Here is a 12,535-nt window from a genome sequence, read left to right as displayed (position 1 = left end):
GGGCCGGCCGGGCCGGCGGGGCCGGCCGGGGCGGCGGGGCCGGGGGTGCCCGCGGGTGCGGTCGGGTCGTCGCCGGTGGTGGGCTGAGTGGGATCAGACACTGGCTTCTCCTTCCTCGAGGACGGCCTGTCTGTCGTCCGCCCGCTTGGCACGGACCGTGCGCCGCGGGGGCAGCAGACCCTGCGGGCGGAAGATCGCGAGCAGCATGAGCGCGAGACCGAAGACGAGCACGCGGAAGTCCGCGAACTCACGGAAGCGCTCCGGGAAGTAGCTCACCACGATCGCACCGACGATGACACCCCAGCGGTTGCCGGCGCCACCGACGACGACCGCCGCCAGGAACAGGATCGAGAGCAACAGCTGGAAGCTGTCGGGCGAGATGAAGCCCGCCTTGGTCGCGAAGAGCGCACCCGAGAGGCCACCGATGGCGGCGCCGAGCGCGAAGGCGAGCAGCTTGAACCGGAAGGTCGGCACGCCCATCAGCTCGGCGGCGTCCTCGTCCTCACGCGTGGCCTCCCAGGCTCGACCTACCCGGCTGCTCTTGACGAGGATGTCGAAGAGCAGGACGAGCGAGATGACACCGAGGGCGAGCCAGTAGTAGGGCACGAAGTCGTTGATCCCGAACTTGAGGAAGGTCGAGGTCGTGTCGAGGTCGACGACCGGGGCTCCGCTGCTCCAGTCGATGCTCGGGACCTCGAACAGCTCGAAGCCGGGCGGCTTGGGGATGTCGGAGATGCCCTGCGCCCCGCCGAGCCACTGGGAGTTGACCAGGGTGAGGCGGACGATCTCACCGAACCCGAGCGTCACGATGGCGAGGTAGTCGCCACGCACGCGCAGGGTCGGGGCACCGAGGATGATGCCCGAGATCATGGCGATGACGATCGCGATGGGCACGACGACGACCCACGACATGTGGGCGTGCTCCGAGGTCAGGACGCCGATCGTGTAGGCGCCGATCGCATAGAAGCCGACGTAGCCGAGGTCGAGGAGTCCGGCGTAGCCGACGACGATGTTGAGGCCGAGGGCGACGAGGACGTACGTCGCGACGGTGAAGAGCACACCACCGAAGTCGGAGCCCTCCGTCGTGATGAACGGGATGTTGAGCAGCGGGAGGAGGAACAGGAAGATCGCGAAGAGCACCCAGAGGAGGATCTTGACGGCCTTCGGCAGGTTGGTGACCCGCTCCCGGAAGCCCGGTGAGGTCGGCTTGCGTGCCGCGGGGGTCGACGTCGTGGTGCTCATGCGCGCGCCTTTCCGAGGGACTCACCGAGCAGGCCGGTGGGTCGGAAGAGCAGGATGAGGATGAGGAGCACGAAGGCCACCACGTCCTTCCACTGCGAGCCGACGACGGCGGAGCCGTAGTTCTCGGCCAGTCCGAGGATGAACCCGCCGAGCAGGGCACCGCGCAGGTTGCCGATGCCGCCGAGGACGGCCGCGGTGAACGCCTTGACGCCGAGGATGAAGCCGGCGTCGTACCGGGTGATGCCGATCTTCAGCATGTAGAAGACGGCAGCCGCTCCGGCCATGACGCCACCGACGAGGAACGTCACCTGGATGACGCGGTCGCGGTTGACACCCATGAGGGCGGCCGACTCGGGGTCCATCGCGACGGCACGGATGCCGCGGCCGAGGCGCGAGCGCTTCACGAACTGGTCGAGGACGACCATGATGGCGATCGCTCCGACGATGACGAAGACGTCGACGTTCGTGACGTGGTAGCCACCGACCGTGAAGATCGGCTGCGGCGCGATGATCGTCGGCATGCCCGCGTTGTTGCGCGAGTTGCGGACGTAGTCACGCAGGTTGTCGTCGAGGCCGACCCAGCCGGTGATGCGGCTGCGCAGGCCCATGATCTCGGCCAGGACGAACGAGGCGCCGATCGCCGAGATGAGCGCGATGAGGGGTGGCGCGTTGCGTTTGCGGAGCGGCCGGTAGGCCACCCGTTCGAGCAGCACGGCGATGAACCCTGACATCGCCATGGCCGCGACGAACATCATCGCGACCCAGAAGATGACCTGCCCGACGCCGGCGCCGGGCCGACCACCGAGGAGCATGACCACCCACAGCGCCGCGAAGGTGCCGTACATGAACACCTCGGAGTGGGCGAAGTTGATGAGGCGAAGGACGCCGTAGACGAGCGTGTAGCCGAGCGCGACGAGGGCGTAGACCGCGCCGATCGTCAGGCCCGTGATGGTGTAGGCGAAGAAGTTGTCGATGAGGTTCTGCATCCAAGACCTCCTGGGCCGGGTGCGGTGGGCGGGATCAGGGCTCGAGCGCCAACCGAACGAGGGGCGGTCGGAGCGTACTGCTCCGACCGCCCCCCTTCGTTGACGAACGCGTTACTTGATCTCGCCGACGGAGACGATCTTGCCGCCCTCGACCTTGTAGGCGAAGACCTTGATGTCGGCCGACTCGCCCTTGGCGTCGAACTTCAGCTGCTTCGTGACGCCCTTCTTGTCGTAGGCCTTCACGAAGTCGACCATGCTCGCGCGGTCCTTGCCGGCGGCGATGCCGTCGAGCAGGATCGTGGCGGAGTCGTAGCCCTCACCGGAGTAGGTGTTGGGGTCCTCGTTGTACTTCGCCTTGTAGGCGGCCTGGAACTCCGGCGCCACGTCGGCAGGGACGCAGGGGCAGGTGATGACGGTGCCCTCGGCCGCGTCCTTGGCGTTGTCGATGAAGGACTGGTCCTTGACACCGTCGGCCACGACGAACGTGCCCTTCCAGCCGGCGTCACGCAGCTGCTTGATGAGCGGCGCGGCCTCGGGCGAGTAGCCACCGAAGAAGAGCGCGTCGGCGCCCGAGCTCGTCACCTTCGTGACGGAGGCGCTGAAGTCGGTCTGCTTCTGCTGGATGGTGTCGTTGCCGACGACCTGCGAGCCGAGGTCCTGGCGGACGATGTCGGCCAGGCCCTTGCCGTACTCGGACGCGTCGTCGATGACGAAGGTCTTCGTCGACTTGACGGTGTCCTTGATGTACTTGGCGGCCGCGGGGCCCTGGGTCGCGTCGTTGCCGAGGGCGCGGAAGAAGGTCTTCCAGCCGTTCTCGGCGAGCTTCGGGTTGGTCGCGGACGGCGTGATCGTCACGAGGCCTGCCTCGTTGAACGCCGGGTCGGCGGCCTTGGACTCACCGGAGAAGGCGGGGCCGACGATGCCGACGACCTTCTTGTCGTCGATGGCCTTCTTGGCCAGAGCGGGAGCCTGCGTCGGGTCACCCTGCGAGTCGTAGTTCTCGAGCGTGACCTTGCAGTCGCCGTGCTTCTTGTTGTAGTCGTCGAGGGCGAGGTTCACGCCGTTCTGGATGTAGATGCCCAGGTTGGCGTTCGGGCCGGTGAGAGCACCGAACATGCCGATCTTGTAGTTGCCGCAGGCTGCAGCACCACCGCTGGCGGCAGGTGTAGCAGTGTCGCCACCCTTGGTGCCACAGGCGCCGAGGGCAAGCGCTGCGACCGCGAGCGGCACAGCGAACTTGAGGGTAGAACGCACGGGTGTCCTCCTGATGTCACACATCCCTCGGTCGAGGGCTGTCTGGAGACTAAGCCCCACCCTGCGCCGGGGTCACGGGAAACTCGCGATGAGTGACCGTGTCGTGACCTGTGCGGACCGGGACGCCGGACGATGTGCGGTCGAGCGTGCGTCAGGACGCCGGAAAGCCGTTGATGACGGCCTCGGCGACCTCCTTCATCCCGAGTCGGCGGTCCATCGCGGTCTTCTGGATCCAGCGGAACGCGTCGGACTCGCTCAGCTTGAGCTGGCTCATCAGCACGCCCTTGGCGCGGTCGACGAGCTTGCGCGTCTCGAGCCGCTCGCCGAGGTCGGCGATCTCGGCCTCGAGGGCCTTGAGCTCCTGCCAGCGCGACGTCGCGATGTCGATGGCGGGCCGCAGGTCGTCGGCGGTGAACGGCTTGACGATGTAGGCCATGACCCCGGCGTCGCGGGCCCGCTCGACGAGCTCGGTCTGCGAAAACGCGGTGAGCATGATGACGGGGCACAGCTTGGCCTCGTGGAGCTGCTCGGCGGCCGAGAGTCCGTCGAGGACGGGCATCTTGACGTCCATGATGACGAGGTCGGGCCTGACCTCCTTGGCGAGCTCGACGGCCTGCTCGCCGTTGCTCGCCTGGCCGACGACGTCGTAGCCCTGCTCCCCCAGCATCTCGACGAGGTCGAGACGGATGAGCGCCTCGTCCTCGGCGACGAGGATGCGGGTGGCGCCGCTGACCGGCGTGGCGCTGCCGCCGTCCTCGGGTGCCGGCGTCGCCTCGGGGGCGGCCGGAGCCGCGGAGGCTTCGGCGGCGGTGGCGGGGGTCGGCCTGGGGGTCGTGCTCTCGTCAGTGCTCACGGGCAAAGCGTAGCCGGGGCCACGTTTCCGGCGCGTTTCGGGACCGTCAACCACGCGTCGCGGTCAGGCCCGGGGCCGGACGTGGGCGCCGGACGTGGGGGCCGGACGTGGGCGCCGGACGTGGGGGCCGGACGTGGGGCCGGACGTGGGGCCACTGGCGACCAACGGTGCCGAGGGCGGGACTCGAACCCGCACGGCCTTGCGGCCAGAGCATTTTGAGTGCCCCGTGTCTGCCATTCCACCACCCCGGCCGGAGTGCCGCGCCAGCATACCCGTGACGACGCGGGAGCCGCGGCCGGTGGCCGCCCGGCCCTCCCCGGGACGCACGGATGCCGCCGGGCCGGCCCGGCGGCATCCGTGGTCTTGCTGTCGTGCGGGTCGGACGAGCTCAGCTCGTGACCTCCTCCGGCCGGTAGGCCGGGGCCGCCCGGTTGACGGCGTCGCCGACGCGGTGGACGCGCAGCGCGTTCGTCGAGCCGGGGATGCCGGGGGGCGAGCCGGCGACGATGACGACGCGGTCACCCTCGGCGATGCGGCCCTCGGGGATGAGCTTGAGGTCGACCTGCATGGCGAACTGGTCGGTGTGGTGCATGCGCGGCACGAGGTAGGTCTCGATGCCCCAGACGAGCGCGAGGCGCGAGCGGACGCGCGGCTCGGAGGTAAAGGCCAGCATGGGCAGACGCGGTCGGATGCGGGCCATCCGCGTCGCCGAGCCACCGGTCTCGGTGAAGGTGATGAGGAACTTCGCCCCGACGACCTCGCCGATCTCGGCCGCCGCCTTGGTGACCGCACCCCCGACCGTCTTGGGGTTGGTCTTCATCCGGGCGATCTTGTCGTAGCCGTGGACCTCGGTGGACTCGATGATCCGCGCCATGGTGCGCACCGAGTCGATCGGCCAGGCGCCGACGGACGTCTCGCCGGAGAGCATGAGCGCGTCGGCGCCGTCGAGCACCGCGTTGGCCGCGTCGGAGGCCTCGGCGCGGGTCGGGCGGGGGTTCTCGATCATCGACTCGAGCACCTGCGTGGCGACGATGACCGGCTTGGCCTCGCGACGGGCCAGCTCGATGGCGCGCTTCTGCACGAGCGGAACGTCCTCGAGGGGCATCTCGACGCCGAGGTCGCCGCGGGCGACCATGATGCCGTCGAACGCCGCGACGATGCCCTCGAGGTTGTCGACGGCCTGCGGCTTCTCGATCTTGGCGATGACCGGGATGCGCTCACCGAACTCGTCCATGATCGCGTGCACGTCGACGATGTCGTCGGCCGAGCGCACGAACGACAGCGCGATCATGTCGACGCCGAGACGCATCGCGAAGCGGAGGTCCTCGCGGTCCTTGTCGGACAGGGCGGGGACGCTGACGGCCACGCCGGGCAGGTTGATGCCCTTGTTGTTGCTGACCTGGCCGCCGATGACGGTCTCGGTGAGCACGTCGGTGTCGGTGACCTCGATCGCGCGCAGCATGACCTTGCCGTCGTCGATGAGCAGGACGTCACCCGGAGTCACGTCACCGGGGAGGCCGTCGTAGGTGGTACCGACGATGCTGTCGTCGCCGTCGACCTCGCGGGTGGTGATGGTGAAGCGCTGGCCGGGGCTCAGCGTCACCGGACCGCCGGAGAAGCGCCCGGTGCGGATCTTGGGGCCCTGGAGGTCGACGAGGATGCCGACGGCACGTCCCGACGCGTCGCTCGCGGCGCGGCAGTCGCGGTAGACCTGCTCGTGCACGGAGTGGTCACCGTGGGAGAGGTTGAGTCGGGCGACGTCCATGCCGGCGTCGACGAGGGCGCGGAGCTGGGTGGGCGATGAGGTCTTGGGTCCGATCGTGCAGACGATCTTGGCGCGACGCATGCTTCAACCTTATGGGTGCTGTGACGTGGGTCACCACGTGGGTTCGTCCTGTGGGACGCCCCGCGGCGTCGTCGGCGCGGGCTCCGTTGTGGCTCAGGGTGATCATGAGCGTATGCCGTGTCGCCGAGGTGGCGACACGGCATACGTCCGGGTGTGGCGGGGTGGCCGGATGTCGGCCGGCGCGGTCACACCGTGACGGGGCGGTCGCTCGGGCCGATCGGACGCGGCAGCGAGCTCGAACCGGTGAGCCACGCGTCGACGCCGGCGGCGGCGGCGCGCCCCTCGGCGATGGCCCAGACGATGAGCGACTGGCCGCGGCCGGCATCGCCGGCGACGAAGACGCCGGGGACCGAGCTCATGAAGTTCTTGTCCCGCTGCACGTTGCTGCGCTCGTCGAGCGCGACACCGAGCTGCTCGACGACGCCCGGACCCTGCGGCCCCAGGAAGCCCATCGCGAACAGGACCAGCTGGGCCGGGATCTCGCGCTCGGTGCCGGGCTTGGACGTCGGGCGGCCGTCGACGAACTCGACCTCGGTCAGGCGCAGCGCCGCGACGTTGCCGTCGTCGTCGCCGACGAACTCCGTCGTGCTGACGGCGTAGAGGCGCTCGCCGCCCTCCTCGTGGGCGCTCGCGACGCGGTAGAGCATCGGGTAGGTCGGCCACGGCTGGGTGCCGGGGCGGTCCTCCCCCGGCTGCGGCATGATCTCGAGGCTCGTGACGGACGCCGCGCCCTGTCGATGGGCGGTGCCGATGCAGTCGGCACCGGTGTCACCGCCGCCGATGACGATGACGTGCTTGTCGGTGGCCAGGATCTGGCCCTCAACCTGCTCGCCGAGCGCAGCCCGGTTGCCTTGCGGGAGGTAGTCCATCGCCTGGTGGATGCCGCCGAGCCGGCGACCCGGGACGTCGAGGTCGCGCGGGACCGTGGCCCCGAGCGCGAGCACGACGGCGTCGTATCGGTCGCGCAGCTGGCGACCCGTGATGTCGACCCCGACGTCCATCCCGTTGCGGAAGCGGGTGCCCTCGGCCGTCATCTGGTCCAGACGCCGGTCGAGGACCGACTTCTCCATCTTGAACTCGGGGATGCCGTAGCGCAGCAGACCGCCGGGCTTGTCGGCGCGCTCGAAGACGGCGACGGTGTGGCCCGCGCGCGTCAGCTGCTGGGCGGCCGCCAGACCGGCCGGGCCCGACCCGACGACGGCGACCGTCTTGCCGGACAGGCGCTCGGGCGGGAGCGGCTTGACGAGGCCCTCGTCGAAGGCGCGCTCGATCGTCGTGACCTCGACCTGCTTGATCGTCACGGCCGGCTGGTTGATGCCGAGCACGCACGCCGTCTCGCACGGCGCCGGGCAGAGACGGCCGGTGAACTCCGGGAAGTTGTTCGTCGCGTGGAGCCGCTCGATGGCGTCGGACCAGTCCCCGCGCCAGGCGAAGTTGTTCCACTCGGGGATGAGGTTGCCGAGGGGGCAGCCGGAGTGGCAGAACGGGATGCCGCAGTCCATGCAGCGGCCGGCCTGGCGCTGGAGCTGGCCGAGCTCCTGCTCCTCGTAGACCTCCTTCCAGTCCCGAATGCGCACGGGGACGGGACGGCGGGCCGGGAGCTCGCGCTCGCGGGTGGTGAGAAAGCCTTGGGGGTCAGCCACGGGAAGCCTCCATGATCCGGTTCCACACTTCGGGTCCGTCGAGGTCGAGGCCCTGCGCCTCGGCTTCGGTCCGGACGTCGAGGACACGCTGGTAGTCGCGCGGGAGCACGAGCGTGAAGCGCTCGCGCGCCGCCGCCCAGTCGTCGAGCAGCGCTCGCGCGACCGGCGACTCGGTCCACCTGACATGGCCCTCGAGCAGCTCTCGGAGCGGCCCCTCGTCGTCGGGCCGTAGCGGCATGAGGTCGACCATCTCGCGGTTGACGAGGTCGGCGTCGAGGTCGAGGACGTAGGCGAGGCCACCGGACATGCCGGCCGCGAAGTTGCGACCGGTCCGGCCGAGCACGACGGCCGTACCACCGGTCATGTACTCGCAGCCGTGGTCGCCGACACCCTCGACGACCGCATGGGCGCCGGAGTTGCGCACGCAGAAGCGCTCGCCGACGATGCCGCGCAGGAAGAGCTGCCCGGTCGTCGCGCCGTAGGCGATGACGTTGCCACCGATGACGTTCTCCTCGGCAACGAGGGTGGCCTCGCGGTGCGGCCGGACGGCCACGCGGCCGCCCGACAGTCCCTTGCCGACGTAGTCGTTGGCGTCGCCGAAGAGCTGCATCGTGACGCCCGCCGGCAGGAAGGCGCCGAAGGACTGCCCACCGGACCCGGTCATCGTCAGCTCGATCGTGTTGTCGGCGAGACCGTGCGGGTGCGCCTTGGTCACGTGGTGGCCGAGCATCGTGCCGACGGTGCGGTTGACGTTGCGCACCGCGATCTCGGTGCGCACCGCCTCGCCGGACTCGATGGCCGACAGGGCGCGGCTCAGCAGCTCGTTGTCGAGCGCCTTGTCGAGCCCGTGGTCCTGCGTGGCCGACTGGTGGAGCGTGCCACCGGTCGGGTTGTCGGCGACGGCGAGGATGGGGCTGAGGTCCAGGCCGGACGCCTTCCAGTGCGCGATGGCCTTGTCGAGGTCGAGGCTGCCGACCTGGCCGACGGCCTCCTCGATCGAGCGGAAGCCGAGCGAGGCCAGGTGCTCACGCACCTCCTCCGCGATGTACTCGAAGAAGGTCTCGACGAACTCCGGCTTGCCGGAGAAGCGCGAGCGCAGCTCGGGGTTCTGGGTCGCGATGCCGACCGGACAGGTGTCGAGGTGGCAGACGCGCATCATGATGCAGCCCGAGACGACGAGCGGAGCGGTGGCGAAGCCGAACTCCTCGGCACCGAGCAGCGCAGCCACGACGACGTCGCGACCGGTCTTGAGCTGCCCGTCGACCTGGACGACGATGCGGTCGCGCAGGCCGTTGAGCACGAGGGTCTGCTGGGCCTCGGCGAGGCCGAGCTCCCACGGCGCGCCCGCGTGCTTGAGCGAGGTGAGCGGCGAGGCGCCCGTGCCGCCGTCGTGGCCGGAGATGAGCACGACGTCGGCGTGCGCCTTGGACACGCCCGCCGCGACCGTGCCGACACCGATCTCGGAGACGAGCTTGACGTGGATGCGCGCCGCCGGGTTGGCGTTCTTGAGGTCGTGGATCAGCTGCGCCAGGTCCTCGATCGAGTAGATGTCGTGGTGCGGGGGCGGCGAGATGAGCCCGACGCCGGGCGTCGAGTGCCGCGTCTTGGCCACCCACGGGTAGACCTTGTGCCCGGGCAGCTGCCCGCCCTCGCCGGGCTTGGCGCCCTGCGCCATCTTGATCTGGATGTCGTCGGAGTGGGTGAGGTAGAGGCTCGTGACGCCGAAGCGTCCGGACGCGACCTGCTTGACGGCCGAGCGGCGCTCGGGGTCGAGCAGCCGGTCGATCTCCTCGCCGCCCTCGCCGGTGTTGGAGCGCCCGCCGAGGTGGTTCATCGCGATCGCGAGGGTCTCGTGCGCCTCCTTGGAGATCGAGCCGTAGCTCATCGCCCCCGTGTTGAAGCGCCTGACGATCTCGCTGACCGGCTCGACCTCCTCGATCGGCACGGGCAGCCGGCCCGTGACCCCGGTCGGCCGGAAGCCCATGAGACCGCGCAGCGTCATGAGCCGGGACGTCTGGTCGTCGATGCGCCCCGTGTACTGCTTGAAGATGTCGTAGCGGCGCTGGCGCGTCGAGTGCTGGAGGCGGAAGACCGTCTCGGGGTCGAAGAGGTGCGGCTCGCCCTCGCGGCGCCACTGGTACTCGCCGCCGACCTCGAGGGTGCGGTGCGGCTGGTGGACGCCGTCCGGCGGGTAAGCCCGGGCATGGCGCTCGGCCGCCTCGCGGGCGATGACGTCGAGGCCGACGCCGCCGAGCTGGCTGACGGTGCCCGTGAAGTAGCGGTCGACGAGCGGCTGGGCCAGGCCGATGGCCTCGAAGACCTGGGCGCCGCGGTAGGAGGCGACGGTCGAGATGCCCATCTTGGACATGACCTTGAGGACACCCTTGCCGAGCGCCTTGATGAGGTTGGCGACGGCCTTCTCGGCCGTGACGCCCTCGATCTCGCCCGCCCGGACGAGGTCCTCGACGGTCTCCATGGCCAGGTAGGGGTTGACGGCGGCGGCACCGAAGCCGATGAGCAGGGCCACGTGGTGGACCTCGCGCACGTCGCCGGCCTCGACGAGCAGACCCACCTGGGTGCGGGTCTTCTCGCGGATGAGGTGGTGGTGGACGGCAGCCGTGAGCAGCAGCGACGGGATGGGCGCGAGGTCACGGCCCGAGTCGCGGTCGGAGAGCACGACGAAGCGGGCTCCGCGGCGGATCGCCTGCGAGACCTCGGCGAAGATCTCCTCGAGGCGGTCGCGCATGGCGGCCGCTCCCCCGGTGACGTCGTAGAGGCCGCGGACGACGTGCGTGGCGTAGCCGGGCAGGTCGCCGTCGGCGTTGATGTGCACGATCTTGGCGAGCTCGTCGTTGTCGATGACGGGGAAGTCGAGGACGAGCTGCCGGGCGTGGCTCGGGGACGCCGACAGCGCATTGCCCTCCGGGCCCATGTACGTGCCGAGCGAGGTGACGAGCTCCTCGCGGATCGCGTCGAGCGGGGGGTTGGTGACCTGCGCGAAGAGCTGGGTGAAGTAGTCGAAGAGCAGGCGTGGCCGCGACGACAGGACGGCGATGGGCGTGTCGGTGCCCATCGAGCCGAGCGCCTCGCCACCCGACCGGGCCATCGGCGTCAGCAGGATGCGCAGCTCCTCGGCGGTGTAGCCGAAGGTCTGCTGGCGCCGGGCGACCGAGGCGGCCGTGTGCACGATGTGCTCGCGCTCGGGAAGGTCCTCGAGGCGGATGAGACCGGCGTGGAGCCACTCGGCGTACGGCTTGGCGGCCGCGAGCTGGCTCTTGATCTCCTCGTCGCTGACGATGCGGCCGTGCTCGGTGTCGACGAGGAACATTTTCCCGGGCTGCAGCCGGCCCCGCTGGACGATGGTCCGCGGGTCGAGCTCGAGCACGCCGGACTCCGACGCGAGGACGACGAGGCCGTCGTCGGTGACGGTGTAGCGGCCCGGACGCAGGCCGTTGCGGTCGAGGACCGCCCCGACGAGCGTGCCGTCGCTGAAGCAGACGTTGGCCGGGCCGTCCCACGGCTCCATGAAGGTCGAGTGGAACTCGTAGAAGGCCTTGCGGGCGGGGTCCATCGTGGCGTGGTTCTCCCACGCCTCGGGGATCATCATGAGCACGGCGTGCGGGAGCGAACGGCCACCGAGGTGGAGCAGCTCGAGCACCTCGTCGAAGCTCGCCGAGTCGGACGCCTCCGGCGTGCAGACCGGGAAGATCCGCTCGAGGTCGCCCGGGATGATGTCGGACGTCAGCAGGCTCTCGCGGGCGTGCATCCAGTTGCGGTTGCCCTTGACGGTGTTGATCTCGCCGTTGTGGGCGATGAACCGGTACGGGTGCGCGAGGGGCCACGACGGGAACGTGTTGGTCGAGAAACGCGAGTGCACGAGGGCGAGCTCGCTCGCGAAGCGCGGGTCCGACAGGTCGGGGAAGAACGGCTCGAGCTGGCCGGTCGTCAGCATGCCCTTGTAGACGATGGTGCGGGAGCTGAGCGAGGCGAAGTAGACGTCGACCTCGTGCTCGGCGCGCTTGCGCAGGCAGAACGCGAGGCGGTCGAGTCCGAGGGCCACCTGGCGGCCGATCGAGCTGCTGACGAAGAGCTGCTCGAAGAACGGCATGCAGTCGCGCGCGACGGTGCCGACGAGGTCGGCCTCGACGGGGACCTCGCGCCAGCCGAGCACCTTGAGGTTCTCGGCGACCGCGATCTCCTCGATGCGGGCCTTGGCGGCGGCCCGCTCGATGGGGTTGGGGGGCAGGAAGGCGATGCCGGCGGCATACGCCCCGCTGTTGGGGAGCGTGAAGGGGACGTTCGCCCGGAAGAACTCGTCGGGGATCTGCGTCAGGATGCCCGCGCCGTCACCGACGAGCGGGTCGGCGCCCGTGGCACCACGGTGGTCGAGGTTGCGCAGTGCCGTGAGGGCGTGGTCGACGATGTCGTGACCGGCCGTCCCCCGCATCGTCGCGATGAGGGCGACACCGCAGGCGTCGTGCTCGAACTCGCGTCGGTAGAGACCGGAGTTCTCCGGGTGTGCACTGAAGAGGGCACGGGTGCGGGTGTGCGGCGGCATCTTCACCGTCCTTCTGCTGGGTCCCAGGCGGGCGACCGCGACGGGGCCACGCGACATGACTGAGGGCATGTGGACGGCACTGGCCACAGGCGTTGCTGACGACGATATCGGAGGGACCGCTCGTCCTACCTGTTGATACGGCGGATTCCGAAT

Annotated in this window: 7 protein-coding genes and 1 tRNA gene; all 8 read right to left on the bottom strand. The window is 69.8% G+C overall.

Annotated elements, in window-relative coordinates:
- Positions 1 to 93: 93 nt before the first annotated feature.
- Entirely contained in the window at positions 94 to 1,242 is a 1,149-nt protein-coding gene (locus AC1DW8_RS18200) for a branched-chain amino acid ABC transporter permease (protein WP_056776597.1), read from the bottom strand.
- Entirely contained in the window at positions 1,239 to 2,228 is a 990-nt protein-coding gene (locus AC1DW8_RS18195) for a branched-chain amino acid ABC transporter permease (RefSeq protein ID WP_056776594.1), read from the bottom strand. The genes AC1DW8_RS18200 and AC1DW8_RS18195 overlap by 4 nt, the downstream gene beginning before the upstream one ends.
- Before the next feature lie 111 nt (positions 2,229 to 2,339).
- Positions 2,340 to 3,482, bottom strand: coding sequence for a branched-chain amino acid ABC transporter substrate-binding protein (locus tag AC1DW8_RS18190; protein WP_235508749.1), 1,143 nt, complete (start codon positions 3,480 to 3,482; stop codon positions 2,340 to 2,342).
- A gap of 151 nt (positions 3,483 to 3,633) precedes the next feature.
- Positions 3,634 to 4,335: an ANTAR domain-containing response regulator gene (locus AC1DW8_RS18185; protein ID WP_082619827.1), complete on the bottom strand. Its 702-nt coding sequence runs from the start codon at positions 4,333 to 4,335 to the stop codon at positions 3,634 to 3,636.
- Between the two features lie 168 nt (positions 4,336 to 4,503).
- Positions 4,504 to 4,586 (bottom strand) — tRNA-Leu (locus AC1DW8_RS18180).
- 137 nt (positions 4,587 to 4,723) lie between these two features.
- Positions 4,724 to 6,181, bottom strand: coding sequence for a pyruvate kinase (gene pyk, locus AC1DW8_RS18175; protein WP_056776589.1), 1,458 nt, complete (start codon positions 6,179 to 6,181; stop codon positions 4,724 to 4,726).
- 185 nt (positions 6,182 to 6,366) lie between these two features.
- Positions 6,367 to 7,824 carry a glutamate synthase subunit beta gene (locus AC1DW8_RS18170; protein ID WP_056826952.1) on the bottom strand — a complete coding sequence of 486 codons (1,458 nt, stop codon included), beginning with the start codon at positions 7,822 to 7,824 and terminating at the stop codon, positions 6,367 to 6,369.
- Positions 7,817 to 12,382: a glutamate synthase large subunit gene (gene gltB / locus AC1DW8_RS18165; protein WP_478095397.1), complete on the bottom strand. Its 4,566-nt coding sequence runs from the start codon at positions 12,380 to 12,382 to the stop codon at positions 7,817 to 7,819. Before gltB ends, AC1DW8_RS18170 begins: the two co-directional genes overlap by 8 nt.
- Between the last annotated feature and the right edge of the window lie 153 nt (positions 12,383 to 12,535).

This window comes from Terrabacter sp. P2_E3 (assembly GCF_056403915.1).
The sequence above is the reverse complement of the archived record's forward strand: the minus strand, read 5'-3'. Positions and strand labels throughout refer to the sequence as shown.

Bases quoted from the DNA above. Each gene is read 5' to 3' on its own strand.
- AC1DW8_RS18200 (WP_056776597.1), bottom strand. From the start codon at position 1,242: ATGAGCACCACGACGTCGACCCCCGCGGCACGCAAGCCGACCTCACCG.
- AC1DW8_RS18195 (WP_056776594.1), bottom strand. From the start codon at position 2,228: ATGCAGAACCTCATCGACAACTTCTTCGCCTACACCATCACGGGCCTG.
- pyk (WP_056776589.1), bottom strand. From the start codon at position 6,181: ATGCGTCGCGCCAAGATCGTCTGCACGATCGGACCCAAGACCTCATCG.
- gltB (WP_478095397.1), bottom strand. From the start codon at position 12,382: ATGCCGCCGCACACCCGCACCCGTGCCCTCTTCAGTGCACACCCGGAG.